Annotated in this window: 26 protein-coding genes and 1 pseudogene; 16 read left to right on the top strand and 11 right to left on the bottom strand. The window is 43.5% G+C overall.

Annotated elements, in window-relative coordinates; genetic code table 11:
* Nucleotides 1-63: 63 nt before the first annotated feature.
* The 3 genes from G343_RS0102610 to G343_RS0102600 form a co-directional block, all read right to left on the bottom strand.
* The gene (locus tag G343_RS0102610) at nucleotides 64-339 is read right to left on the bottom strand and encodes a hypothetical protein (protein ID WP_020006553.1); all 276 of its coding nucleotides are present in this window, start codon (nucleotides 337-339) and stop codon (nucleotides 64-66) included.
* 437 nt (nucleotides 340-776) lie between these two features.
* Complete coding sequence (locus tag G343_RS0102605) at nucleotides 777-1,538, bottom strand: 2OG-Fe dioxygenase family protein (RefSeq protein ID WP_020006552.1); 762 nt, start codon at nucleotides 1,536-1,538, stop codon at nucleotides 777-779.
* A 226-nt stretch (nucleotides 1,539-1,764) separates the two neighbouring features.
* The gene (locus G343_RS0102600; RefSeq protein ID WP_020006551.1) at nucleotides 1,765-3,393 is read right to left on the bottom strand and encodes a BCCT family transporter; all 1,629 of its coding nucleotides are present in this window, start codon (nucleotides 3,391-3,393) and stop codon (nucleotides 1,765-1,767) included.
* A 276-nt stretch (nucleotides 3,394-3,669) separates the two neighbouring features.
* Between G343_RS0102600 and G343_RS0102595 the strand changes: the two genes are divergently transcribed.
* A complete protein-coding gene (locus G343_RS0102595) occupies nucleotides 3,670-3,999 on the top strand; it encodes an antibiotic biosynthesis monooxygenase (RefSeq protein ID WP_020006550.1) in 330 nt (109 codons plus the stop codon).
* Between the two features lie 59 nt (nucleotides 4,000-4,058).
* On the opposite strand, the gene G343_RS14160 is transcribed toward G343_RS0102595, so the two are convergent.
* Both G343_RS14160 and G343_RS0102585 read right to left on the bottom strand, forming a co-directional pair.
* Complete coding sequence (locus G343_RS14160) at nucleotides 4,059-4,358, bottom strand: TIGR04104 family putative zinc finger protein (RefSeq protein WP_020006549.1); 300 nt, start codon at nucleotides 4,356-4,358, stop codon at nucleotides 4,059-4,061.
* Nucleotides 4,359-4,558: 200 nt separating this feature from the next.
* On the bottom strand, nucleotides 4,559-5,563 hold the full coding sequence (locus G343_RS0102585) for an NADP-dependent oxidoreductase (RefSeq protein WP_020006548.1): 1,005 nt from the start codon (nucleotides 5,561-5,563) through the stop codon (nucleotides 4,559-4,561).
* Between the two features lie 461 nt (nucleotides 5,564-6,024).
* On the opposite strand from G343_RS0102585, the gene qoxA reads away from it, so the two are divergent.
* The 4 genes from qoxA to qoxD are packed head-to-tail and all read left to right on the top strand — an operon-like array spanning nucleotide 6,025 to nucleotide 9,927.
* Complete coding sequence (gene qoxA, locus G343_RS0102575; RefSeq protein ID WP_020006546.1) at nucleotides 6,025-6,993, top strand: cytochrome aa3 quinol oxidase subunit II; 969 nt, start codon at nucleotides 6,025-6,027, stop codon at nucleotides 6,991-6,993.
* Nucleotides 6,993-8,948, top strand: coding sequence for a cytochrome aa3 quinol oxidase subunit I (gene qoxB, locus G343_RS0102570; protein ID WP_020006545.1), 1,956 nt, complete (start codon nucleotides 6,993-6,995; stop codon nucleotides 8,946-8,948). Before qoxA ends, qoxB begins: the two co-directional genes overlap by 1 nt.
* Complete coding sequence (gene qoxC / locus G343_RS0102565; protein ID WP_020006544.1) at nucleotides 8,935-9,540, top strand: cytochrome aa3 quinol oxidase subunit III; 606 nt, start codon at nucleotides 8,935-8,937, stop codon at nucleotides 9,538-9,540. Before qoxB ends, qoxC begins: the two co-directional genes overlap by 14 nt.
* On the top strand, nucleotides 9,541-9,927 hold the full coding sequence (gene qoxD, locus G343_RS0102560) for a cytochrome aa3 quinol oxidase subunit IV (RefSeq protein WP_020006543.1): 387 nt from the start codon (nucleotides 9,541-9,543) through the stop codon (nucleotides 9,925-9,927).
* Between the two features lie 176 nt (nucleotides 9,928-10,103).
* Here the strand turns inward: qoxD and G343_RS0102555 are convergent, their stop codons facing one another.
* From G343_RS0102555 to G343_RS15815, 6 genes are all read right to left on the bottom strand, one after another.
* On the bottom strand, nucleotides 10,104-10,460 hold the full coding sequence (locus tag G343_RS0102555; protein ID WP_020006542.1) for a DoxX family protein: 357 nt from the start codon (nucleotides 10,458-10,460) through the stop codon (nucleotides 10,104-10,106).
* A 97-nt stretch (nucleotides 10,461-10,557) separates the two neighbouring features.
* The gene (gene dhaM / locus G343_RS0102550; protein WP_020006541.1) at nucleotides 10,558-10,920 is read right to left on the bottom strand and encodes a dihydroxyacetone kinase phosphoryl donor subunit DhaM; all 363 of its coding nucleotides are present in this window, start codon (nucleotides 10,918-10,920) and stop codon (nucleotides 10,558-10,560) included.
* Nucleotides 10,913-11,497 (bottom strand): dihydroxyacetone kinase subunit DhaL, encoded by a 585-nt coding sequence (gene dhaL, locus G343_RS0102545; protein WP_020006540.1) that lies wholly within the window; start codon nucleotides 11,495-11,497, stop codon nucleotides 10,913-10,915. Before dhaL ends, dhaM begins: the two co-directional genes overlap by 8 nt.
* Before the next feature lie 17 nt (nucleotides 11,498-11,514).
* Nucleotides 11,515-12,477, bottom strand: coding sequence for a dihydroxyacetone kinase subunit DhaK (dhaK, locus tag G343_RS0102540; RefSeq protein ID WP_020006539.1), 963 nt, complete (start codon nucleotides 12,475-12,477; stop codon nucleotides 11,515-11,517).
* A 72-nt stretch (nucleotides 12,478-12,549) separates the two neighbouring features.
* Entirely contained in the window at nucleotides 12,550-13,977 is a 1,428-nt protein-coding gene (locus G343_RS0102535; RefSeq protein WP_020006538.1) for an aldehyde dehydrogenase family protein, read from the bottom strand.
* A 57-nt stretch (nucleotides 13,978-14,034) separates the two neighbouring features.
* The gene (locus G343_RS15815) at nucleotides 14,035-14,166 is read right to left on the bottom strand and encodes a hypothetical protein (RefSeq protein ID WP_020006537.1); all 132 of its coding nucleotides are present in this window, start codon (nucleotides 14,164-14,166) and stop codon (nucleotides 14,035-14,037) included.
* 122 nt (nucleotides 14,167-14,288) lie between these two features.
* Here G343_RS15815 and G343_RS0102525 point away from each other — a divergent pair, with 122 nt between their 5' ends.
* The 11 genes and pseudogenes from G343_RS0102525 to G343_RS0102475 all read left to right on the top strand — a co-directional run bounded on the left by G343_RS0102525 (nucleotide 14,289) and on the right by G343_RS0102475 (nucleotide 24,130).
* Nucleotides 14,289-14,861 (top strand): thymidine kinase, encoded by a 573-nt coding sequence (locus G343_RS0102525; protein WP_020006536.1) that lies wholly within the window; start codon nucleotides 14,289-14,291, stop codon nucleotides 14,859-14,861.
* Between the two features lie 123 nt (nucleotides 14,862-14,984).
* Entirely contained in the window at nucleotides 14,985-15,845 is an 861-nt protein-coding gene (locus tag G343_RS0102520; protein ID WP_020006535.1) for a PepSY domain-containing protein, read from the top strand.
* A 149-nt stretch (nucleotides 15,846-15,994) separates the two neighbouring features.
* Nucleotides 15,995-16,672, top strand: a complete 678-nt coding sequence (locus G343_RS0102515) for a response regulator transcription factor (protein ID WP_020006534.1) — start codon at nucleotides 15,995-15,997, stop codon at nucleotides 16,670-16,672.
* A 4-nt stretch (nucleotides 16,673-16,676) separates the two neighbouring features.
* Nucleotides 16,677-18,050, top strand: a complete 1,374-nt coding sequence (locus G343_RS0102510; protein WP_020006533.1) for a sensor histidine kinase — start codon at nucleotides 16,677-16,679, stop codon at nucleotides 18,048-18,050.
* Complete coding sequence (locus tag G343_RS0102505) at nucleotides 18,034-18,762, top strand: PepSY domain-containing protein (RefSeq protein ID WP_020006532.1); 729 nt, start codon at nucleotides 18,034-18,036, stop codon at nucleotides 18,760-18,762. Before G343_RS0102510 ends, G343_RS0102505 begins: the two co-directional genes overlap by 17 nt.
* Before the next feature lie 136 nt (nucleotides 18,763-18,898).
* Nucleotides 18,899-19,636, top strand: a complete 738-nt coding sequence (locus G343_RS0102495; RefSeq protein ID WP_020006530.1) for a methionine ABC transporter ATP-binding protein — start codon at nucleotides 18,899-18,901, stop codon at nucleotides 19,634-19,636.
* The gene (locus G343_RS0102490) at nucleotides 19,629-20,315 is read left to right on the top strand and encodes a methionine ABC transporter permease (RefSeq protein WP_020006529.1); all 687 of its coding nucleotides are present in this window, start codon (nucleotides 19,629-19,631) and stop codon (nucleotides 20,313-20,315) included. Before G343_RS0102495 ends, G343_RS0102490 begins: the two co-directional genes overlap by 8 nt.
* Nucleotides 20,316-20,341: 26 nt before the next feature.
* On the top strand, nucleotides 20,342-21,187 hold the full coding sequence (locus tag G343_RS0102485) for a MetQ/NlpA family ABC transporter substrate-binding protein (RefSeq protein ID WP_020006528.1): 846 nt from the start codon (nucleotides 20,342-20,344) through the stop codon (nucleotides 21,185-21,187).
* A gap of 201 nt (nucleotides 21,188-21,388) precedes the next feature.
* Nucleotides 21,389-21,613: pseudogene (locus G343_RS15685) on the top strand (amidohydrolase); the annotation flags it as partial.
* A 41-nt stretch (nucleotides 21,614-21,654) separates the two neighbouring features.
* On the top strand, nucleotides 21,655-22,665 hold the full coding sequence (locus G343_RS0102480) for a PTS sugar transporter subunit IIC (protein WP_020006527.1): 1,011 nt from the start codon (nucleotides 21,655-21,657) through the stop codon (nucleotides 22,663-22,665).
* A 109-nt stretch (nucleotides 22,666-22,774) separates the two neighbouring features.
* Nucleotides 22,775-24,130, top strand: a complete 1,356-nt coding sequence (locus tag G343_RS0102475) for an alanine/glycine:cation symporter family protein (RefSeq protein ID WP_020006526.1) — start codon at nucleotides 22,775-22,777, stop codon at nucleotides 24,128-24,130.
* Nucleotides 24,131-24,466 lie beyond the last annotated feature (336 nt).

Below are 24,466 nucleotides of genomic sequence, written 5' to 3'. Positions count from 1 at the left end.
TTGCTTCAATACCCTATCGACTTTGTAATTATATGATATCATAAAGGTCAAAGATAGTCAAGATCAAACGACTGCACTCTCCACAGAAACAAAAATGATGGAAAAGATAAGTATTAAAATGATAAGATTCCAAATAATCACGAAGTAACTGTAAAACAAATCTTGGCTGTGACGAGGATAAGGGATTAATGAAGTGATGCCAAGTATCAGCAGTATAACGCCGGTTACTGTCGTGGCTGCAAGTATTGTTCCGGAAATGGAGACCATTATCATGGTCCCGCGCATGAAGAGCAGCAGTGTATTGAGAATAGTAATTATAAAAATGATTTTTCTGAACATATTTTTCATTTCCTTCCTTGATACACGGTGGCTGCGGTACAGAATCGTACATTTTTATTGCAGCGTTTTCATTTACTTATCTATACCCATATACTCAAAAATAATATGTAAATTCTTTCTATTTGATTAAAAAATTTGAGAAGATCGCATGGAACAGATTGAAAACTGTTTCAAAGTGCGAACAATTAGACCTGGGTAATAATTTTATCTTTCATAATACGGAAGAGCTGTGACCCTGCCCTGCTGTTACTTTTTATTTCAGGTGCTCTATGAACATCAGGAACATAAAAGAAGTGACTCTGACCAGTGGCTGTATGAGCTAAATATCTGCTTTGTGAGAAGTCGTTATAAAAATATAAATTCGGGGCTGGGACAAAAGTCCCAGCCCCTGTCTTTCTATATGCAAAATCATATATTCATGACTGAAAGACTATGGATTAATCCATATCCGCCACAACTGTCAGCTGGTAGTCGATGAGAATGACAGACCGTTCGCCGGTGCCTGTTTCACCGCCCTTTTCTACAGGGCTGACATAATGACTCACCTGTGGATCATGAACGCCGTATGACTCTAGTGGCTTTGTAATTTCAAACACTTCATGCAGGTCGTTCTGATCGACATCTTCAGGCACTCTCCCCTTGGCTTCGGGAAGGGCTATTGTGTTTGTGCCTCCTTTTACATTGTTGCGTTCAATCAGGTGTGCAAAGGTGAATGGTTCACCATCCTGGTGAAGATTATTTGGCGAGGATACTGCTTTTTCATCATCGTTCACAACCCGGAGTTTTACAAAATGTACACCAACATGAATCGGCATGATCATGTCTTCTTTTTCCCAGAACGTTTGCCTGTAATTCGCCATGATAATTTCCTGAAGCAGTTTATTATCCTGGATATCAGAGGAGATGGTATGAAATTCACGATAGTCTCCGGGATGTTCCGGATTAAATTTTCCCTGGAAATAGGCAGAGTACTCTCTGTCATCTTTCTTTACCGTGGGCAGCCATTCTATACTGCCTGAATTCGGGAGCACAAGCGCCCTGGAATATCTTCTGTATCTGTTCAGACCCGGTGCATAATCATCTGCCGGCAGATCTTCAAAATATTTTAACAGCGCTTCATAATCCGCTTCGATACCTTCATAATTCAGATTTTCCATTAAATCATACCTGGCATAACCATAGTGCTTTAAGTTGTTCATACTCAATCTATCCTTCATCAGTTGTCATATTAACATGAATATATTAACACGTATAAAAAATTATGAACAGGTTCACGGGCTTACAGCCATCTTATACCGATATTAGAATACTTTTCCAAATGTTCTAGTTTGTTTCTGCAGCTGGTTTAAGTAGTTTTCATTAATAAACGAAATTTTTCAGAAGAAAACCCGGCGAATTTTGCCGGGTTTGTGACTTTCTATAGGCTTAGATACCTGTCGTCTCATCTTCCTCTTCTTCGATGAATGCATCCACTTCTTTTAAATGTTCCTCAGTGGATTGGTCTTTATAAGCTTCGTAACGTTTTCGGTTTGGTGTAATGGATAATCCAAGATATTTTCTTTCATAGTTGGCAGCCCGGTAGAATGAAATCATCATCAGTATTACAACCACACTGAACGGCAGTGCTGAAATGATTGCTGCGGACTGTAATGCATTCAGTCCCGTTTCTCCGCCTGCCAACAGAAGTATAAACGCTATAGATGATAGGGCAACTCCCCAGAACAGCTTAGTTCTGGCGGGCGGGGTTAGTGAACCGAATGACGATTGTATACCCAGGACGAATGTTGCCGAGTCTGCTGAAGTGATAAAGAATGATGACACGAGCAGTATAGCTACAATGGATAATACTGAGCCCAGCGGGAGTTCATTGAAGATGGCGAAAAGCTGTGTTTCAGGTGCCATTCCCAATATTTCAGGTACTGTCTGTCCGATATCAATGCCGGTGACACCGAAAACGCTGAACCAGAGAATGCTGACAATTGTAGGTACAAACAGCACTGCCATGACAAATTCACGTACAGTACGGCCCCTTGAAATTCTGGCGATAAAGATACCGACGAAAGGACTCCAGCTCATCCACCAGCCCCAGTAATAGATCGTCCAGTCAGCCATCCATGTGCTTTTCTGCTCATTCAGGGGAGCGACATCGAAACTGGAGAACAAGAAGTTCTGCAGGTAAGATCCTGTGGAACTTGTCATGATGTTTAAAATCAGCATTGTCGGTCCGATGATAATGAGGATTGCGAATAGTATGGCAGCGAGCCCCATGTTCAAATTACTCAGGTATTGGATCCCTTTGCTCAGACCGCTCCATGCACTGATCATAAAGAGTACGGTAACAACTGCAATGATGATGCCCTGTACGAAAGTATTGTTCGGGACATCGAACAGGTAATTCAAGCCGCCGTTGATCTGCAGTGCACCTACACCCAGTGAAACGGCGACCCCGATAATAGTGGCGAATACGGCAAGGACGTCTATCACAATACCTAAGGGGCCGTCGACTCTGTTACCGAACACCGGCCGTAATGTCTTGGAGAGGAGGCCGGGTTCGCCTTTTCTGAATTGTGCATAGGCCAGTCCCAGTGCCACTACACCATAAACCGCCCAAGGGTGGATGCCGTAGTGAAGGAAAGTTGATCTCATGGACTCCAATATGGCCGCCTCAGTTTCAGGGTCCGCAGTTGGCGGGGCAACAAAATGGGACATTGGCTCCGAAGCACCGTAGAATACCAGACCGATACCCATTCCGGCACTGAACAGCATCGTCAGCCAAGAAATCGTGTTGAATTCAGGTTCATCGGTGGGCTTTCCAAGTTTCAGTTTGCCTATCGGGCTGAGTATGAGGAACACACAGAAAAAGACGATTATTGTAGTTAATATCATATAATACCAGCCGAAGTAATCAGTGACCCAGGCTGAAACGGTGCCGGAAATGCTGCCAAATTGATCCGGGAAGAGTGCACCAAGTACAACTAAAGCACTCACAATAATGGCTGCGAATGTAAATACTTTGGAAATTCTAATGGATTTTTTCTCATTGGAATTCTTCATAGTTCTCTCCTTTACGGGATTTTGATGTAATTAAGATAATTAAGACTGTTAGAAACAACGTGATCTACAATAGCAAATATACACATTGGAGGCAACCTTATTTAATGTTAAATACCCAATGTCACAGTTTTGAATCCTTTTGATACCAGTGTTTCCACATAGAAAAAAGCGTTGTTTGCAAATGAAAAAATCAAGTAAACGGACAATTAACTGTAACAAATGAGCGAATGATAAATGGTATATTGGGAGAAGAAACTTATACGAGGAGGCAGGAAAATGATCAAAGCAGTGAACACACTACGCATTAAAAAAGGAAGAGCAGATGAAGTTAAAGAAAGATTTGCAGAGCCTAAAGCAGTCCATACATTTGAAGGATTCGTATTCATGGAAGTACTCGTTAAAGAAAATACCGAGGAGTATGATGAACTGCAGGTATGTACGACATGGGAAGACCATTCACACTTTGAAGCCTGGAGAGCAAGCAGGTCAACACAAAAAGCACATGAAACCAAGGCATCCGAAGCGGGGGCGTCAGAAAACAGTCCGATCCTGGGAGCAGAACTGACAACGCTTGAAGTATTTGTCCAGCATCATCCAGCTGAGTAGATAAATTATAATGCCGTTTTTGATTTCCAATAACGGCATTATAATTTCATAGTAAACGATTAAAACGGGTACTCTTCCTTATCGCTTAATTCAATTGTCTTGATCTGTAGAACTATAGTGACAAATAATCCAACCGCTGCAATCAGAATATGAAGCTGCCATGGTGTATCGAGAAATCCAGGGATGAAGAAAAAGAGCAGCATCGGAAATATGAAGTAACTGCTCCTTATTTTGGACTTTAATGAATAATATTGTATTGTGCCACAGTAAGGGCACGGCAACCCTTGGGAGAATGTCACAAGTCGCCTGATTTTATCCCTAACGCTCCATGGTGTGCTGCAGTGCGTGCATTGAGTCATATGTAACCTCCTGATATTGTGTGAATCCAGACATTTTCAACGGCGTTACTTAAGCGTTGCTAATAAGTTTAAAAGCCTTTCAAATCAATATTTTAAAAAGTGACGCCAGGCGTTATAAACAAGGTTTTTCAATTACAATTGGATAAAAAATTTTTGCAGCATAAATTTGAAAGCGTCTATGGCAGCATAGACGCTTACATTCATTCTTCGGCAACCTTCACAACCTGTTTGCCAAAATTCGTCCCTTCAAATAGGTTCCTGAAGGCATTTGGAATATTTTCAAAACCTTCTTCTACAGAGACTTCAGTTTTAATCTTTTCATCTTTAACCCATTCTTTGAGTTGTTTATCGGCATTGGCGAAGTCCTCCGCATAATTGCCCACGATAAACGCCTGCATCAGGGTCTGGGTTTTGATAAGTATCGGCTGTATCCGCTGGCCGATATCTTCGGAAGGGTTGTTGTAGGCGGATATGGCACCACAGACAACAATTCTTGAAAATTTATTAAGATGCTTGAATACTTCATCTGAAATGGGGCCGCCGACATTTTCAAAGTACACATCGACACCTTCAGATACAGCGTCTTCGAGCCGCTGCGGGTAATCAGGGTCTTTATAATCGACAGACGCATCGAATCCGAGTGTTGAAGTGAGGTACTCCGTCTTTTCCTTACCGCCGGCGATCCCCACTACACGGGCGCCATTGATCTTGGCGATCTGTCCGACAATTGACCCGACAGCACCGGATGCTGCTGAAACGACTACAGTTTCACCCGCCTGTGGTTTACCGATTTTGAGCAGCCCATGGTAGGCGGTTTGTCCCGGCATACCTAAGACACTCAAGTACAAATGAAGCGGCAGATCTCCGGACGTGATTTTATTCAAGTGTTCAGCAGAAATAGTGTTGTAACGTTTCCATGGCAGGATTCCTGTCACATAATCGTCTTTTTGCAAACTCTCTGCTCTTGATTCAGTAATCCTGCCCACAATATGGCCTTCCAGCGGTTTATCTACCTCGAATGCAGCGGTGTAAGATTTCGCGGCTGACATCCGTCCCCTCATATACGGATCGACGGACACATATATGGACTGAACTGTGACTTCCCCCTTTGCCGGTTCCTGGATGTCTATTGTTTCGTATTTGAAAGTGTCATCGTCAGGCATGCCTTCCGGTCGTTTGGCAAGTACGATCTGTTCATTGTTCATTGCTTTTCCACCATCCTTATTTGCTGATACCTCAAGTGTAGCGCTGATGCTGAATAACATCAAACAATGCAACACGTGCAGACAAGATTTCATATGTGTTTTTTTACTGTGATGAGTATATTACCTTGAGAAGTTGAAAAAGAAAACGGAACATGATTTGAAAACAGTATGCAGAGGAATGATGACTATATGTTCGGATATACATCTGTATCACTGGCATAATCTGGGGCAGCCAGCCGATAACCCCGAAAGGAGCTGTATGATGAACAATAATTCAAAAGAAAAGTATGAGCAGGTAAATAAAGTAAAATATTTGTCTAAATTTTTCACAAACTATTACAATGTCGTTACTTTTATATGACTTTTTTGTGTAATTGTTTTAAATCGCCTCTCAACACTGATAAAGTGTATTAGTGAAAGTATCATAAACTTATTTATATTTAATAATTGGAGTGATTGGAATGAAAGGAAAAAAAGTTTCATTGCATAAAAAATGGTTCACTCTAGCTCTTTTTGTTTTTACATCTTTTTTGGCAGGCTGTGAACAAATAGCAGTCCTTGACCCCATCGGACCGGTGGGTGAAAGCCAAAAGAATTTAATATTATATGCAGTGATTTTCATGCTCGGCATCATTGTGGTTGTCTACACAATTTTCGCCGTTGTGGTATTTAAATATCGTGCAAATAACCCCAACAGGAAAGAGTCAGACTATAAACCGGAGCAGCATGGAAATGCATTGATTGAAACGATCTGGATTACTATCCCGGTATTGATTGTTATCGCATTGTCAATTCCAACAATAAATACAATATTTGCATTGGAAGAACCGCCGGAATCCAGCAACGATAAGGAGCCGATTGTTGTTTATGCAACTGCTGCCGATTGGAAATGGATATTCAGCTATCCTGAACAGGATATTGAAACGGTGAACTATCTACATATTCCTACCGATCGGGCAGTCGAATTCAGGCTGTCTTCCACCGAAGCCATGGCCTCTTTCTGGGTGCCGCAGCTTGGCGGTCAGAAATATGCCATGGCAGGCATGGAAAATACACTCTATCTCCAGGCAGATGAAGAAGGCGTCTATAAAGGCAGAAATGCAAACTTCACGGGTGAAGGATTTGCCGCTCAGACATTCAATGTCCATACACAGAGCGAAGATGAATTTAATGAATGGGCAGAAAATGTGCAGAATGAAGCACCGGAACTCACACAGAGTGAATATGATGAAATTATTGCCCCTGGCCTGACTGATGAGATGGCATATTCCGGCACACATCTGGACTTTGTAGACCATGGCTCAAATGATGGCAGGGATTATGCCGTTGAACGGCATGCTGAGAAATACGGTGAAGAAATTCATTTGGAAAACGAGCCTGGTTTTGCACCGGATGAAATTAATGAAGAGCAGAAAGAAGGTAGTGAGTAATGCAATTGGATGAATTTTTTGTTACCGGGGAACCATTGATATATGCCGGAATGGTTGCTATTGCCGTAGTCTCTGCAGCAATAGTCTTTCTGTTAACCTACTTTAAAAAGTGGAAATGGCTCTGGCAGGAATGGTTAACTACAGTTGACCACAAAAAAATAGGTGTCATGTACATTCTAGTGGCGCTGGCGATGATATTCCGTGCTGGTGTCGACGCTCTCATGATGCGTCTGCAGCTTGCATTTCCAGACATGAATTTCTTGAATTCCCAACACTATAATGAAGTATTTACAACACATGGCACAATTATGATCTTCTTCGTGGCAATGCCGTTTCTGATCGGTTTGATGAACGTCGTCGTACCGTTGCAGATCGGTGCGAGGGACTTCGCTTTTCCTTATGTCAACGCGCTCAGTTTCTGGTCACTTTTCTTCGGAGCGATGCTGTTTAATATCTCATTTGTCATCGGTGGTGCACCGGACACTGGATGGACAAACTACGCGCCTCAGGCTGGGGCGGTATTGAATCCTGGACCCGGCATCAACTTCTACCTGCTGGGGCTGCAGCTATCAGGGATTGGTACGCTTGCCACAGGTATCAATCTGATGGTGACAATATTGAGGATGAGGGCACCGGGTATAACACTGTTCAAAATGCCGATATTCTCATGGTCCACGCTTATTACATCATTCATTATCGTATTTGCTTTCCCGATTTTGACAGTGGCGCTCGCATTGATGACCGTCGACAGAATTTTCGGGTCACACTTCTTCACCCTTGCTGGTGAGGGGCTGCCGATGATGTGGGCAAACTTATTCTGGTTGTGGGGACACCCTGAGGTTTATATCGTAATATTGCCTGCATTCGGGATTTTCTCTGAAATCATTGCAACATTTGCCAGGAAACAATTATTTGGATACAAAACGATGGTTTGGGCAATTATACTTATTGCTGGACTCAGTTTCGTTGTATGGGTACACCACTTTTTCACAATGGGTGCAGGCGCCTTCGTCAATTCAATCTTTTCCATCACGACAATGGCAATTGCGGTTCCAACCGGAGTGAAGATATTCAACTGGCTGGCGACCTTGTATAAGTCTAAAATAATATTCCCGGTGCCAATGCTTTGGTCGCTCGCCTTTATACCAAGTTTTACAATCGGTGGCGTTACCGGAGTCATGCTTGGTATGGCTGCAGCCGATTACCAGTACCACAACACATACTTCCTTGTATCACACTTCCATTATGTGCTGATTCCAGGAACAGTGTTTGCCAGCTTTGCAGGACTTGTATTCTGGTATCCAAAATTGTTTGGGCACAAGCTTAATGAAAAAATTGGAAAATGGGCGTTCTGGTTATTCCTCATCGGATTCCATGTATGTTTCTTCCCGCAGTATTTCCTCGGCCTGGATGGCATGGCAAGGAGAGTGTTCACAGTTGGACCCGAGTGGTTCACATTGAACTTTATCTCTACAGTCGGTGCATTTACTATGGGCCTTGGATTCATGGTTTTCGTATTCGGCGTCATCTACAGCTTCAGGTACAGCACCAGAGATCTGCCGGGTGATGACTGGCAATACGGCCGTACATTGGAATGGGCAACGCCGACACCGGTGCCTAAATACAATTTTGCGACATTACCTGAAAACGTGAGAACTCACGATACATTGATCGACATGAAAGAAGATGGAGAAACGACCTTCGATGAGAAGAAGCTGGAATCAATTCATATGCCAAGCTATACGGGACAGCCCTTCATCATGATGGCGATCCTCTTCTTTGCAAGTTTCGCGTTAGTCTTTGAATGGATTACACTGGCAGTCATCGGATTGATCGCAACCATCGTGATGATGTTCATCCGTTCGTTTGATTACGATGAAGGCTACCATATTGAGGTAGATGAACTGAGAGAAAATGAACGCAGGGCGAGGGGGCTTGACGATGACAGAGAATAACAATAACACTTTGCCTTTGGAGTACAGTACAGAGCAGGGTCAGATGAGCATCGTTGGTTTCTGGATATTTGTAGCTGCTGAGGTTGCACTGTTTGCAACTTTGTTTGCCACATATGCAGTATTGTTTGGACGTACCGCGGATTCCCCGGAAGCGATGGAATTATTCCAGCCCGGAATCGCACTTACCATGACATTCATACTTTTAACCAGCAGTTTCACTTGCGGGCTGGCAATTCACAGCATGCGTGAAGGTTCCTTGAAAGGATTAATGATCTTTCTTTTCATCACGCTTGCTCTGGGTCTTACATTTTTAGGATTTGAGATTTATGAATTCGTTCATTATGCAAGCGAAGGAGCAACACTGCAGTCGAGCGCATATTGGTCAGGGTTTTTCATATTGACAGGCACACATGGTGTCCACGTTACTCTCGGTATCGGATGGATGATAGCCATCCTTATACAGCTGAAACAGAGGGGTCTTACCGCAGTAACAAACAGAAAGGTATTTATCTTAGGTTTATACTGGCACTTCCTTGATGTTGTTTGGATCTTTATATTCACGGGTGTATATCTGATAGGGATGGTGGTCTAAATGGCGAAAAATAATAAAAACTATCCAATTAATCATATCGTCGGATTTGCTTTGTCGATCATATTGACCATTGTTGCTGCCTGGACAGCATTGTCTTCCGGGCTGCCGACCATGTGGATTATCATTGCAATCATGGTACTTGCGGTCATACAGGCAGGCATACAGCTGTTCATGTTCATGCATATCACAGAAAGCGGTGCGACGAACGCTCCATGGAATATGATAATTCACTCCGCTGTGATTGCATCAATCGTCATTGCCGGCTCATTGTTCACCATGTCATTTGGTTTTACACATGATCACGGGGGCGGCGACCATGAAGGAGGAAGTGCTCCGGGTGAAGAAGAACAGCAGGATACAGAACATGACGGGCACGAAGGACACTAGGATATACTCTTATGAGGATGCTAATCGAAAAACAGCCCCTTTAGCGTCAAGTTTGAATAACTTCTGGAGAAAGAAAATAGGTTATCACGGATGGTCTCTGTTTCAGAGGCCATCTTTTTTATGCCATCAGAAAAAAAGCCGCGAATTCATCTTTGAATTCGTGGCTTTTTGTAAAACTACTTATTGTTTGTACGGAATGTCTCAATGAAGCTTAACGTGTTCAATCCGAAAAATTTAAGTGCATTTTTGCTGCCTTCGTAACCATGCCCTGCTCTGAGGTGTTTAAAGATTGCAACTCCCAGAATGACATTCAGAAACACTGCCCCTATCCGGGTGAATGTTTTGCCGAGGAAAGATATGAGCATAAAGATGGCACCGGCTGTTTCCAAGTATCCGGCAACTTTCATCTGGTTATCATCAACATTGAATTCCTGTTCAAATTCTTCGCCCATCTGGCCTTTATTTTGAACTTTCGAGATGCCGCCATCAAACATGGTTTTGCCTATGAATGCATTTAACAGATAATGAATCATTTTATTTCTCCTTCACATACCATATTATTATATCCTAGAATATAATAGTTTAGATTTAAATAAAGTTCAAATTATTGAACTGAAATACAGTGATATTCTATTTTTGCATTTCAGAAAGTTTCTCCATAATAGATTCAGTATCTGTGCCGACGCTAATCTCTACACCTGCTAAGAAACTCCCCTCGACTAAGGGGGCGCCTGAAACATGGATATTATGGCCCCCATCATACATTTCAACTGCCATTTCCAGGTTCATCAGGCTGGAGCCGATATCATAGAAGCAGATTGTATCTTCCTCTACATCATTCAACATTGAGGAAATCTGTGCGCTGTTTGTACCAATGCTGCCATCCACACCGCCTGAAGCGCGTATTGTCACATCTTTTGCCATTTGTTCTACAAGTGCTTTTGTACCTTCCGCAATATGGCTGCTGTGACTAATAATCAGTATTTCAGTCATTGCCGGCACCTTCTCCCAGTGCATGAATGATATAAACGGCACTTTGTGCGCCGGGATCCACGGTTCCTTTTGAATCTTCCTTAAAGTATGCGGCACGCCCTTTTGTGGCAATCATGTCTTCAGTTTCATCAGCGAGACGCTGTAAATCTTTCAGTCGTAACCCGCCTGTTTCACGTAAAACATTGGCGGATTTTACAATAACGTCATACATTGTCTTCTCCCCGGCTTCCACTTGGCCTTTATCGCCCACCGTTTTACTGAAGACTTCCAGCATTTCCATCAGATTATCATTGTCGATTTCATCTTTTGCGACTTCACTCATTTTGACGAAGCTGAAGCCGTATAATGGGCCGCTGGCGCCCCCGATCGAATTCATCAGCGTCATCCCGGTCTGCTTCAAAATATCCTGTGCAGAACCGTCAGACACTTTCTCCGCGACTGCGTTGAATCCCCGTTTCATATTGACACCGTGGTCTCCGTCTCCAATTTCACGATCCAGCTGGGTCAATTCATCTTCCTTTTCCTCAAATACTGCTTTTAATCCATTGAGCTGTGTGAGGAGCTGTTCAGCATTCATAATATTTCCTTCTTTCATTAGAAATGTTTCGATTCTGTTGGTGCATTCAACGCTTGAGCAAGATAATCATCGTGTTCAACGACAGTGAGTGAGAAGCCCTGCATATCCAGTGATGTCATATAGTTGCCGACAAGCAGTCTGGATACGGATTTTCCCTTTGACTCCAACCCTTCCATTACATACTTGGTGACAATGTTAAGTTCACTGTCAGGCGTTGCACCCATACCGTTGACCATAACAATCAGATGGCTGCTGTCTGTATGTTTGAATATCTCATCCTGCAGGCGATTGACTATGCTGTCTGCCGTTTCAATCTTTTCTCTGTAGATACCTTTTTCACCATGAATGCCAATACCTATTTCCATCTCGTCTTCTGCCAGATCGAAACCATATGCACCGGTGGTCGGCACAAGACAGGGCTGTACCGCCATTCCTATGGAATAAAGGCCAGTCATCATCTCTTCTGTCCTTTCCCTGATCTGTTCAAGGGAGAGCCCCTGTTCCGACAGGTAGCCGGCAAATTTATGAACGAGTATCGTTCCGGCTACGCCGCGGCGCTGTTCCTCATTATCGATTGAAATGTCATCCCTCACAATGACTGAAGCTGTCCGATGTCCTTCTGCTTCTGCCATCTCCTGAGCCATTTCAAAATTCATCACATCCCCGGCGTAGTTTTTTATGACGAGTAACACCCCCTCGCCGCAGTCTGTGGCTTTAATTGCTGCCAGTACCTTATCCGGGGTTGGGGAAGTGAAGACTTCACCGCAGACTGCTGCATCGAGCATACCATGAGCTACATAGCCCGCATGTGCAGGTTCATGGCCGCTGCCGCCGCCGGATACTATTGCTACACCTTTGTCTCTCTTGTTTTTTCTGACTGCGACCGTCTCTTCAATGATTTCTATCTGCGTGTCTCTGTATTTCAGACCATCGAGCATGTCATTCAGGAAAGATTCTTTTTGCTTGATTAATTTTTTCATAGTTTTTCCTCCAGAAATATTTGATGTATACAGCCGGTTCCAATCCTCACACAGATTGGAACCGGCTGTATATCATGCGAAATACCCTTTTATCGATTTGACTTCGAGGAATTCTTCAATGCCGAAATCACCCCATTCACGGCCGATGCCTGATTGTTTGTAGCCGCCGAATGGCAGATTCGGCGATCCGGGTGCGCCGTTGATTTCAACTGTTCCTGCTTCAATGGAACGGGCTACTTTTTTTAGTGTTTCCTGATCTTCACCGAAGACATATCCGGCCAGTCCATATTTAGTTTCATTAGCAATCTCAATTGCTTCATCCAGATTCTTATATGTGATGACAGACATTACTGGACCAAAGATCTCCTCCTGGGCAATATCCATCTGGTTGTCAACGTCTGTAAATACTGTCGGTTTGACAAAGAACCCTTTATCCAGTCCGTCGGGGCGTTCAGGACCGCCGTAGTAAAGGTTCGCGCCTTCTTCAACGCCTTTGTTGATATAGGATTGTACGGTGTCATACTGCTTCTGGCTGATCAGCGGACCCATTTTGACACCTTCTGCTCTTGGATTTCCGACCTTGATCAAGTCCATCTGTGCTTTTACTTTGTCCAGAAATTCATCTTTCATCGACTCAGGGATTAAGGTACGGGTACCTGCTGTACATACCTGGCCGCTATTATTGACGACTTTTTGTACGGCAGTATATGCAGCCTGATCCACATCTGCATCATTCAGTATAATCAGCGGGGATTTTCCACCCAGTTCAAGGGAGACTTTCTTGAAATCTACGCTGGCCTTCTGCATGATTTTTGAACCCGTTCTGCCTGAACCTGTAAAAGACATCATACGTACTTTTGAATGCTCGCTGAGCGGGGTGCCGACACCGTCGCCATCTCCATTGACGAGATTAAATACACCTTTTGGTACATCTGCCGCTTCAAAAATTTCAGCTAAAATCACAGCAGCAAAAGGGGTTTCCTCTGAAGGTTTTAAGACAACTGGACTGCCTGCTGCAAAAGCAGCTGACAATTTCAGTGATGTCTGGTTCGTCGGAAAATTCCATGGAGTAATCAATCCGGCAACGCCCATGGCTTCTTTGACCACGAGGTCGTCGCCGCGCTGCTCTTCAAATTCAAAATTTTCGAGAGCATCACGTGCAGCAGCAAAATGGTTCAGTCCCATTTGATAATGAATTTTTTCAGATTTTTCTATCGGAGAACCGAGTTCATCTGTAATCGCTTCAATCAGATCATCTTTACGGTTCTCGTATTCTTTAGCGATTCTGTCCAGCATGGCGCGGCGCTCTTCTACAGATGAGTTCCGAAATTCAACATATACGTTGTGTGCTGCTTCGACAGCTTTGTCGACATCTTCACTGTTGCCTCTGGCTACCTTGCCGAAGACCTCTCCGGTCGCAGGGTTTACAACATCAATGGCTTCACCGCTTGCGCTGTCTCTCCATTCCCCGTTTATAAATTGTTTCGTATATTCCCGCATCAATGATTCTCCTTTAATAAGTAATACTGTACTTTATCCATAATCATGGTCCTTTAATCACTTCTGCATACAATTGTTTTTTATTTCTTTATCAATCACTATATTGGGTGCCAGACCGATGCCGCGAAAACCGTATTCATAGAAGAGCAGTTCAGCTGTTTTTATCAGATTGTCCCGTTTGACAGACATGCATGACCAGCCGCTTCGATAAAAGCTCCGTCACTTTTGTGTTATCATGTTCTGCGGGGGTTCAAGCCTTTAAAATTATACGGTGGTATATAGAGACATATACTGAGGGAGACATTTTTGGGATGGCAAAACTTTATTATCGATACGGCACAATGCAGAGCAATAAGAGCAATCAGATCATTACGACCCACCATCAGTATACTACGCAGGGGAAAAAGTGCCTGGCGTACTCAACACCGGTGGATTCCAGAAGCGGCTATAAAAAGATTAAATCCCGCATTGGACTGGAACTTTTATGCGAATATATGCACGAAGGTGTCTACGAAGAAGTAGAAACAATTCATGAGGTGACTCGTGTTCATGCAGTGGTTGTGGATGAAGCGCAGTTTTTATCGAAGACGGAAGTACATCGTTTGAGTGATATTGCGGACTATTTGGATATTCCGGTGATTTGTTTCGGCTTGAAGACTGATTTCAGGAATGAATTGTTTGAAGGCAGTAAAACTTTGCTGGAGTTATCCGATGCGATTGATGAGCTGAAAACGATCTGCCAGTACTGCAATAAGAAAGCAACGTTAAACCTGCGTATGATGGATGGCCAGCCGGTGAACGTCGGAGAAACCATACAGATCGGGGACGAAGAGTATGTGCCCGTCTGCAGGAAATGTTATAAGGATCGTCTTGATCTGATTTGAACAGTTTATAATGAACGGTTAAAGAATGATAATGTTCTTTAATCGTTTTTTAATTTTTCATTAACTCTCCTTTAGCTGGCAGCGGTTAAACTAAAAGTACCAAATAAAAGGAGGGCGTTGTAAATGGCATTTAAGAAAAATTCTTTGTTTATCGGCACTTTGGCGTCAGCGCTGGTATTGGGAGCATGCTCAAGCGTCAATGCGGAGACAAATTTAAAATGGCAGGGGGAAAGCAATGAAGGCAAAGCTGAAGTAGCGGCCGCAGAGGAAGCGAACGATAATCTTCACACAGCACAGGAAGCCGTTGATCTTGCCATCTCGAATTTTGCAGGCGAAGTTGAGGAAGTACAGCTGGATGAAGATGACGGGCTCTATCATTATGAGATTGAAATCAATAATGGCAGTGACGAATATGAAGTGGATGTTAATGCCCATGATCTGACAATTTTAGAGGAAGATTTCGACAAAGATGATGATAATGATAACAGGGATGACGAAGCGGAAAAGAAGACAGCACAAGGAAACAGTGATATCCACAAGAAAGAAGAAGCGGCAGCAGCAGCTAAGGAAAACTTCGACGGAGATGTAGAGGAAGTGGAACTGGATGAAGATGACGGCGTTCTTTACTACGAAATCGAAATGCACAATGGCAGTGACGAATACGAAGTGGATATTAACGCAGAAGATCTTTCAATTATAGAAGAAGATTATGATGGTGACAACGACAGAGATGAACAGACTGAAGAAAATGCTTCCGAACAAGAGCAGAAAAATCAAAGTGATCAAAAGTCCAACAGTAAGAGTGCGGTAAGTTCAGAGGAAGCGATTGAAATTGCTCAAAATGAAGTGGGCGGCGGTAAAGTTGACGATTGGGAAAAGGACGACGGAAAGTTTGAAATAGAACTGGATGCTGACGGTACCGAGTACGAAGTAGAAGTCAAGGCAGCTGACGGAGAGGTTCTTGAGGTTGAACAGGAGGACTAATCAGCGCTTCATCCTTAGTAAAGTCCGGGTTCAGATCAGAGGATCCGGACTTTTAATTATATTTATAAATATCGAGTTAATTATTGATGCGCTTCCATGCTATAATTGATGTAATAAGAAACTTCGTTTGATTGATGCTGGGGGTTCATATGGAGAGAATATTAATTGTTGAAGATGATGAGAAAATCGCACGGGTGATCCAATTGGAATTGGAATATGAAGAATATGAAGTTGAAATTGCCTACACAGGTAAAACAGCGCTTGAGAAATATGAAAGCTCTTCATTTGACCTAATCTTGTTGGACGTTATGATTCCCGAGCTGAACGGGCTTGAAGTGCTGCGGCGAATCAGGCAGAAAGATGCAAATACAAGGGTGATCATGCTGACAGCCAGAGATGCCGTTATGGATAAGGTCAGCGGGCTGGATTCAGGTGCCAGTGATTACATGACGAAGCCGTTTGAAATTGAAGAGCTGCTTGCACGCATCCGTACGCAATTAAAACAGAAGACGTTGTCTGAGACGGACACTGCTGTAGAAATTGAATGCCGTCATATTAGAATCGTTCCCATGGCGCGTGAAGTATATATCGATGACGAATTGATTTTTCTGACCCAGAAGGAATACGATCTGCTGTATTACCTCATTGAACATAAGAACCAGGCATTGTCACGTGAACAGATCATTGAAGCTGTATGGGGGTTTGACTACTATGGGGATACCAATACCGTGGATGTCTATATTAGATATATCCGGAAGAAAGTGGACAGGGAAAAGCCCTCTATTATCTCGAGCGTTAGAGGTATTGGCTATATAGTAAAGGATTGACGCGATGAAACTCGGAACGAAGATACAACTGTATATCACTGTAATGACGGTTATCGTTGTTATATTGATCAATACTTTTGTCTATTTCTCTTACAAGAATTTTTCTTTGAATGCAGAGATGGGCCAGTTGGAAAACCGCGGTATCAACATTACACAGGAAATTCAAAATGCCAATGCCAACAACATTGACAGCGAGGCCGTCCTCCAGGCCTATCTTTTGTCAGATGGCTTTATCACCGTTGTGGATGAACAAAACAACCCGATTGTCCGTATTGCAACAGAAACTGAATATGCAGATATGAGCCAGCCTTACAGCACTTCTCAATACACACAGTCAGTGGAACATGCGGGGGAACACTTTGTCATGGCGTCAATGCCGATCATCTGGGAAAATGGAGAAGTTCATTCACTTCAAATTTATGAGAACGTATACTTTCTGTATGAAACATTCGATATTCTGCGCTGGATATTAATTGTTTCCACCATTATCATTCTGGTTGTCGTTTTCCTGATGAACCGTGTGATTACCGATAATATTATAAAACCGATAAACACGCTTATTGACAAGATGAAAAAAACTGAAGATACAAGCAATTACACGATGATTGAAACCAATGAAAATGATACCAGGGAACTAAAAGAACTCTCTGAATCATTTAATGACATGATGGAAGATTTAAGAAGACATGATGAAAACCAGCAGGCATTTATCATGAATGCGTCGCATGAACTGAAGACCCCGATTACTGTCATCGGTTCCTACAGCCGGATGCTGAACCGTTTCGGTAAAACGAGAGAAGATGTCCTCGATGAAAGTATTAATGCTATCAGCAGTGAAGCGGAACGGATGAAATACTTGACTGAACAGCTGCTGACGTTTGCCAGGGTCAACCGTGAAGATGAATCATTCAATCAGGAGCCGATCAGAATGTACAAGTTGATCAGCGATGTTGCCAGACGGTTGGAATCAGTATATGAGAGGGAAATTGAAGTCGTTGCAGATGATGAAAACGTACTCGGGTTCGTTGACAGGGATACTTTCGATCAGTTGATTAAAATCTTCATAGATAACGCCTATAAATACAGCTCAGAGAAGATTTCCATTGATATCCGAGGCAAGGGAAATAACGTTGAAATAACGGTGCAGGACAGAGGTCTCGGGATACCTGAAGAGGACTTGGATCAAATATTTACCCGCTTTTACAGAGTCGACAAAGTCAGAGACAGGAAAACAGGCGGATCAGGACTGGGTCTGTCAATCGCCAGGGAGCTTGCGAATATGAACGGTATAGAAATAAGGGTCGACAGCGAGGAAAATGTGGGCACTGCATTTAAACTTATTATTGAAAAGGTGAACAGTAATGAGGAATATGAATAAGTTATGGATTGCTGTTCTTGTTGTCATTGCAGGTTTGGGTGCCGGCATCCTGCTTTTCAGTCAGTCAAACGGGGATTACATCGGTGAACAGGAGGCGGAGGCAATGGTCAGTGACCGGTACTCGGGAGAGATTGAAGATATTTCGAAGACTGAAGATGAAGCATTCTATATCGTAACCGTCAATGATGATACACACAGTTATCAGATCAAAATCGACAGAGACGACAGTACTGTTGAGGATATACAGTCTGAGGAGACAGAGCAGCCGGAAGAAGCGAATACGGAGGGAACTGCTGGAGAACCGTCCGAAGAGTCCTCTGACGAAATATCCGGAGAACAGAATGCGGAAAATGAAACTTCTGAAGAAGCCGCTGAAGCGGAAGAAGAAACAATGATTTCAGATGCAGAAGCCCGGGATATTGCTGCACGGGAAGTCGGCGGCTGGTATATCTATTCATCCTTGAATGAAAACAGCCATCCCGGCGCCTACCAGGTAATCCAGGGCGTCGACGATGACGAAGGTGCATTGGTTACAATCAACGCCCAAAATGGGGAAGTGACTAAACTGCTCTGGTTTGAAAAAGAGTTCGATGAAGTGGCAGACTTCGAAGCATTTGCCCAGCAGCTCCGGGAATATAATACACAGTATCAAAATAATCATTATATAGAATTCGACGATTATGATGACGACGATGATTATGATGACGATTAAATAAGCACTCCGCTCCTAAATCCATTGAAGCGGAGTGCTTATTGATTTTCCAGGCCAAACGATTGAAAAGCTTTGATAAACAGCTTAATCGTTATGTTATCATTATATTTATTGGGAAAGGTGAGGAGGAGAGGAATTGATAGCGTTTAATAATGTAACAAAATCATTTGTTGATAAGGACGGTGATTTTAAAGCGGTAGATAATGTGAGCCTCTCGGTCAAGAGTGAGGAGATATTTGGTATAATAGGCGAGAGTGGCGCGGGCAAATCTACTTTAATGCGATTTATCAATGCACTTGAAAAACCTGATGCAGGCCAGATCGTTGTCGACGATATAGATGTTGCAACTTTGGGGGGCAGGCGGCTGAGGACACATCAGAAAAATATCGGGATGATATTTCAGCAGTTTAATCTGCTCAGCAATAAGACTGTGGAAGATAATATTAAAGTCCCTTTGGAACTTCACAGATACAACCATCCGCTGCCCTTAGATGAAGTGATAAAATTTGTCGGTCTGGATGATAAACGCAGCAGTTTTCCTGCTGAATTGTCCGGCGGCCAGAAACAACGTGTGGGCATTGCCAGAGCATTGGTCACGCGCCCGGAGATACTGCTCTGTGATGAGCCGACGTCTGCATTGGATGAGAAAACAACAGAGGAAATTACAGATGTGCTGAGGCGTGCACAGATGGAATTTGGTATGACAGTTATTATTGTGACGCATGAATTGAATGTCATAAAACAATTATGTGACCGTGCGGCAGTACTTGAAAAAGGGAAGTTGATAGATATCATAGATGTTGAGCAACCCACCCGGATGAACAGTGAACAATCTTATTATGATCGGATTTTGGCAGTGTTAAAAAATGGCTGAGACCTTGACTGGGTACATACAACGGGTGGTTGAGTATACGCCGGCTTTACTGGAAAGCCTGTACGAGACGGGTATCATGATGATGTTTGCAATGGTTGCCGCCATTTCTCTGGGTTTGCCCTTAGGCACAATATTGTTTTTAGCTTCAAAAGGTAACCCGCTTGAAAATAAATTTCTATATCAGATTGCAAATATTTTTGTCAACATTGTCCGTTCATTCCCATTCCTGCTGCTCGTTGTTGTTATGCAGCCGCTGATCCGGTATTTTTACGGACGTGCCACAGGCGACCCGGTAGCGGCATCATTTCCGATGATGGTGATCGCAATCGCTCTGTACGCAAGGTTTGTCGAACAGTCTCTGCATGATGTCCCGAAAGGTGTTCTGGAAACCGCAAGATCAATGGGTGTGACAACGCCGCAGCTGGTTTGGAAATTCTTATACGTCGAGGCAAGAAGTTCGCTGATCATCGGCTTTACAACAGCTTTTGTCAGTTTCATCTCCTATTCGACAATAATGGGAGTTGTTGGCGGCGGCGGTATCGGTGATTTTGCTATCCGGTACGGTTACCAAAGATATGAAACAGATATCATGTACACTTCTGTAATAGTTATCATCATATTTGTCATTTTCATCCAGTGGCTTGGGCTCAAGCTCGCTGCAAAGTTGGATAAGCGCTAATTTTATATACAGAGGAGAAAATATTTATGTGGAAAAAAGTTTTGTTTTTTAGTGGTCTGGCATTAATGCTGGCGGGTTGTAGCACTAATGACGACAGTGAGGAAGAGACTGCAGAGAATGCAGAAGGTTCTGAGGGGGAACAGGTGATACAAATCGCCTCACACCTGGAACCCATGACAGATGTGGTGGAAATTGCCGCGGATAATATCGAGGAGCCATATGAAATTGAACTTGTCGAGGTTTCCGACAATATACAGTATAACGAAGCGCTGCTAAACGAAGAAGTAGATGCCAATTTCGCGCAGCATGAGCCTTTCATGGAAAAATTCAATGAAGAGCGTGATGGTAATCTGGTTGCCATGCAGCCGATTTACGATGCAATCGTCGGATTTTATTCCCCGGTTTATGATTCGATCGAAGATATCGAAGACGGTGCAGAAGTTGCCATTCCTTCCGATTCTTCAAATGAAGCGCGTGCATTGTTGACTCTGGAACAGCATGATCTGATTACACTTGACCCCGAAGCTGGCTATTTTGCGACAGTCGATGACATTCAGGAAAATCCATATAACTTTGAATTCACTCACATTGATCTTCTGAATCTGACGGGTGCATATGAAGACGGTATTGAACTGGTTTTTAATCTTCCCACCTATATCGCGAGTATTGGCCTTACCCCAGATGACGCAGTCTTCCTGGAGGAAGATGTAGAAAATACATTTGCAATCTCGCTGGTTGCGCGCGAAGATAATCAGGATTCAGAGGCCATGCGGGCGGTTCAGGAGGCAATGACTTCCCAGGAAGTCTATGATTTCCTCTCTGATCTGGAAGAAGAGGGTCACCTTGAATCGGCGTTTGAAGTGGAAGACTAAAATACTTTGAAGACTAAGCCGGAATTCTTCTGGCTTTTTAATATAAAATTTCACTTTCCAGTGCATTTTTAGAGTTATAATTGCATTTCACATGGGCATTTTGATATGATAATTCTATTATTCTAAGCTTGTCTGGAGCTGTTCTATGTCAATTGAAAATTTGCAGATGCTATTAGAATAGGGAACTTTTCTTCTGTTAAAGGCATGGAGCGTTGCGCACTTCAGCCGCCGTCTGAAGACTTTGCATATTATTCGAAATAACGGTCCTCTGTCTTTATCTGTATCGATGCCTCGCCTGAAGGTGAGGTATATCCGCACCATCATTCCAAGTTTGACATTAATGAAAAATCTTTGCTGATTGCAGCCCAGGCGGTCGGTGGCGCTGCAGCAGATTATTTGATGGATGATGAACAATGGTATTTATAAATGATAAGTGCTGACAATTAGTGTGATAGGAGAAAGAAAGAATGGAACAGATAACAGGTATTTCATTGTTAGTGCTTATACTGGTATTTTTTACTGTGTTTACACATTATGCCCCTAACGGGGGTCAGGTGATGGGAGCGCTGGCAAGTGCAGCCATTGCCACATTTTTAGTCGAGGCGTTACAAACCTTTGTGATCGGGGATATTTTCGGTCTCCCCTTCTTTCAGGAAGCCGGCACGCAGGCAGGTTTATTAAGCGGCGTTATTGCGGCGTTCCTGGTTGCTTTAACAATGGGTATGAACCCTTTAAATTCAGCGATTATAGCGGTATCGTTCGGCGGTATCGGACTGATTCCGGCATTCATTGCCGCCTATCTGATTTCCTTTGTCGTCAAGGCCCTTGAGGAAAAGATCCCCCATGGACTTGATTTCATAGTAGTGGTCGTTGCGATTGTTCCGCTGGCCAGATTGATTGGCATGCTGATCACACCCCTGGTAGACGGTTCACTGCTCAGGATCGGTTCAATTATAGAAGTTGCTACAGAAGCGAGTCCGTTGATTATGGGACTGCTGCTTGGCGGTATCATTACAGTAGTCGGTACTTCTCCGCTGAGTTCCATGGCATTGACGGCATTGCTTGGATTGACAGGAATCCCTATGGCAGTGGGTGGTATGGCTGCTTTTGGATCCGCATTTTTAAACAGTACGCTGTTTCATAAATTGAATATCGGCGATATAAGGTCAGTCATTTCAGTGGCGATAGAACCGTTATCTAAAGCGGACCTGATCTCTGCAAATCCGGTGCCTATCTATGCAACCAATTTTATTGGCGGCGGTTTGTGCGGTATGGTGATTGCTTTTTCAGGACTGATTAATGGTGCGCCGGGGACAGCAACGCCAACTGCAGGTTTCCTGGTCATGTTTGGTTATAATCCGGCAGCCCGGGTGATTTTATATGGTCTGATATGTGCAGGCATTTCATTTATCGTCGGTTTAATCGGCAGCCGCGTCTTCAGAAATTACCGCATAAGAAAAAGTGATTTTGATATATAGTGAAACAATGACTGAGCAATTTTGATTCATTTATTTCACCCCCTTTATTGACATTTTCTGAAAACTCTTATAAGTTTATTTATATGTTACATATTAAGGGGGAAATTAAATGGGTCAATGGTTTGCAGATTTTGCAGCGGATGTCAGCACCTTCGTCTGGGGTCTGCCGTTAATTATCTTTTTAGTGGGCACAGGTGTATTCCTGACAATTCGAATTGCATTTTTCTCATTCAGGATGCTGCCGCATGCATTGAAGATGGCGTTCAGTAAATCAGATGAAAAAAGTAAAGGGGATATTTCACATTTTCAAGCTTTAATGACAGCGCTTGCAGCAACTGTAGGTACCGGCAATGTGGTCGGTGTTGCGACCGCAGTAGTACTTGGCGGGCCGGGTGCAGTATTCTGGATGTGGATCACTGCGCTTGTTGGTATGGCTACTAAATATTCTGAAGGAATTTTAGGGGTGAAATACCGTCGGCTCAACGCAAAAGGTGAGATGTCCGGGGGCCCGATGTATTATCTGGAACATGGGCTTGGACAAAAATGGCTCGGTGTTCTTTTCGCTATCTTTGCAGTGTTTGCTGCGATATTCGGCATAGGGAATATGATTCAGGCAAATGCGGCCTCAGATGTTGCAATGGATGTATTTAATATCCCACTGTGGGTTACAGGTTTAATATTTACAATACTGGTAGGACTTGTACTGCTTGGCGGGGTCAAGAGTATCGGCAGGACAGCGGGTGTGCTCGTACCGGTAATGGTTGTGATTTATCTGGTTACAGGCGTTGCTGTGCTTATTTTCAATTTTGCAGATGTGCCGGCAGCGTTCGGTTTGATTTTCAGTGATGCGTTTACTGGTAACGCTGTAGCAGGGGGTGCACTGGGAACAGTAATCCGTATGGGTGTCGCCCGCGGGCTGTTCTCCAATGAAGCCGGTCTTGGTACAGGCGGTATCGCAGCAGCGGCTGCGAGGACGGATGTACCTGCCAGACAGGCACTCATTTCCATGACACAGGTTTTTATCGATACTATTGTCGTATGTTCAATTACAGGGGTCTCTTTGACAATGGCTGGAATGTACACGTCGGGTACAGAAGGTGCCGCACTTACAGCACAGTCATTTGAAATGTTACTGCCTGGCGGTATCGGTGATGTTATCATTGCAGTGACACTGCTTACTTTTATATTCTCAACAATTCTCGGCTGGGGATATTTCGGGGAAAAGTGTTTCACTTACCTCTTCGGTGATAACCTTACATTCTTATACAGAATAATATTTGTTCTTGCAATTATCCCTGGTGCGACTATGTCACTTGAGACTGTTTGGAATCTTGGGGATATATTCAACGGTCTTATGGCGGTACCGAACTTGATTGGTCTCATCGGTCTCTCAGGTGTTGTAGCAGCTGAAACAAAGGTATTTCTAAATATCAGGAAGAAGGAAAAACAACAGGGACTTGGATAAATCGGATTGAGAGGGGGGACAGCGAGGCTGTCCCCCTCTTTTTAAGTATGACGGGCATGTCATATATCTGGGGTGAAAGTCCTCTTAGCGCGTAGTTATCGACGAAGCTAGCTAGCGACTCGCAAGCTTCACATCGTGAGATGTGGGGGAGAGGAAGCGATAGCGAAATCGTGGCCTGACGAATAGGAACAGGATAATGAGGCATTGTAGGAGGGTGAGTTGACTTAAGACAACAAAGTCCCTAAAGATAACCGTAACCCTATGGTGTAAATCCTGCAGGTAAACGAAGAAAGATATATGACTTATCCCGTGAGGTCTCATGAACGCTTAGTAGTA

The sequence above is a fragment of the Salinicoccus albus DSM 19776 genome, from assembly GCF_000385175.1.
In the GTDB taxonomy this organism is placed as follows: domain Bacteria; phylum Bacillota; class Bacilli; order Staphylococcales; family Salinicoccaceae; genus Salinicoccus; species Salinicoccus albus.
The sequence above is the reverse complement of the archived record's forward strand: the minus strand, read 5'-3'. Positions and strand labels throughout refer to the sequence as shown.

What these genes read in the sequence shown, in the direction of transcription:
- G343_RS0102610 (WP_020006553.1), bottom strand. Translation starts at nt 339, where the DNA reads ATGTTCAGAAAAATCATTTTTATAATTACTATTCTCAATACACTGCTG.
- G343_RS0102605 (WP_020006552.1), bottom strand. Translation starts at nt 1,538, where the DNA reads ATGAACAACTTAAAGCACTATGGTTATGCCAGGTATGATTTAATGGAA.
- G343_RS0102600 (WP_020006551.1), bottom strand. Translation starts at nt 3,393, where the DNA reads ATGAAGAATTCCAATGAGAAAAAATCCATTAGAATTTCCAAAGTATTT.
- G343_RS0102595 (WP_020006550.1), top strand. Translation starts at nt 3,670, where the DNA reads ATGATCAAAGCAGTGAACACACTACGCATTAAAAAAGGAAGAGCAGAT.
- G343_RS14160 (WP_020006549.1), bottom strand. Translation starts at nt 4,358, where the DNA reads ATGACTCAATGCACGCACTGCAGCACACCATGGAGCGTTAGGGATAAA.
- G343_RS0102585 (WP_020006548.1), bottom strand. Translation starts at nt 5,563, where the DNA reads ATGAACAATGAACAGATCGTACTTGCCAAACGACCGGAAGGCATGCCT.
- qoxA (WP_020006546.1), top strand. Translation starts at nt 6,025, where the DNA reads ATGAAAGGAAAAAAAGTTTCATTGCATAAAAAATGGTTCACTCTAGCT.
- qoxB (WP_020006545.1), top strand. Translation starts at nt 6,993, where the DNA reads ATGCAATTGGATGAATTTTTTGTTACCGGGGAACCATTGATATATGCC.
- qoxC (WP_020006544.1), top strand. Translation starts at nt 8,935, where the DNA reads ATGACAGAGAATAACAATAACACTTTGCCTTTGGAGTACAGTACAGAG.
- qoxD (WP_020006543.1), top strand. Translation starts at nt 9,541, where the DNA reads ATGGCGAAAAATAATAAAAACTATCCAATTAATCATATCGTCGGATTT.
- G343_RS0102555 (WP_020006542.1), bottom strand. Translation starts at nt 10,460, where the DNA reads ATGATTCATTATCTGTTAAATGCATTCATAGGCAAAACCATGTTTGAT.
- dhaM (WP_020006541.1), bottom strand. Translation starts at nt 10,920, where the DNA reads ATGACTGAAATACTGATTATTAGTCACAGCAGCCATATTGCGGAAGGT.
- dhaL (WP_020006540.1), bottom strand. Translation starts at nt 11,497, where the DNA reads ATGAATGCTGAACAGCTCCTCACACAGCTCAATGGATTAAAAGCAGTA.
- dhaK (WP_020006539.1), bottom strand. Translation starts at nt 12,477, where the DNA reads ATGAAAAAATTAATCAAGCAAAAAGAATCTTTCCTGAATGACATGCTC.
- G343_RS0102535 (WP_020006538.1), bottom strand. Translation starts at nt 13,977, where the DNA reads ATGCGGGAATATACGAAACAATTTATAAACGGGGAATGGAGAGACAGC.
- G343_RS15815 (WP_020006537.1), bottom strand. Translation starts at nt 14,166, where the DNA reads ATGTCTGTCAAACGGGACAATCTGATAAAAACAGCTGAACTGCTCTTC.
- G343_RS0102525 (WP_020006536.1), top strand. Translation starts at nt 14,289, where the DNA reads ATGGCAAAACTTTATTATCGATACGGCACAATGCAGAGCAATAAGAGC.
- G343_RS0102520 (WP_020006535.1), top strand. Translation starts at nt 14,985, where the DNA reads ATGGCATTTAAGAAAAATTCTTTGTTTATCGGCACTTTGGCGTCAGCG.
- G343_RS0102515 (WP_020006534.1), top strand. Translation starts at nt 15,995, where the DNA reads ATGGAGAGAATATTAATTGTTGAAGATGATGAGAAAATCGCACGGGTG.
- G343_RS0102510 (WP_020006533.1), top strand. Translation starts at nt 16,677, where the DNA reads ATGAAACTCGGAACGAAGATACAACTGTATATCACTGTAATGACGGTT.
- G343_RS0102505 (WP_020006532.1), top strand. Translation starts at nt 18,034, where the DNA reads ATGAGGAATATGAATAAGTTATGGATTGCTGTTCTTGTTGTCATTGCA.
- G343_RS0102490 (WP_020006529.1), top strand. Translation starts at nt 19,629, where the DNA reads ATGGCTGAGACCTTGACTGGGTACATACAACGGGTGGTTGAGTATACG.
- G343_RS0102485 (WP_020006528.1), top strand. Translation starts at nt 20,342, where the DNA reads ATGTGGAAAAAAGTTTTGTTTTTTAGTGGTCTGGCATTAATGCTGGCG.
- G343_RS0102480 (WP_020006527.1), top strand. Translation starts at nt 21,655, where the DNA reads ATGGAACAGATAACAGGTATTTCATTGTTAGTGCTTATACTGGTATTT.
- G343_RS0102475 (WP_020006526.1), top strand. Translation starts at nt 22,775, where the DNA reads ATGGGTCAATGGTTTGCAGATTTTGCAGCGGATGTCAGCACCTTCGTC.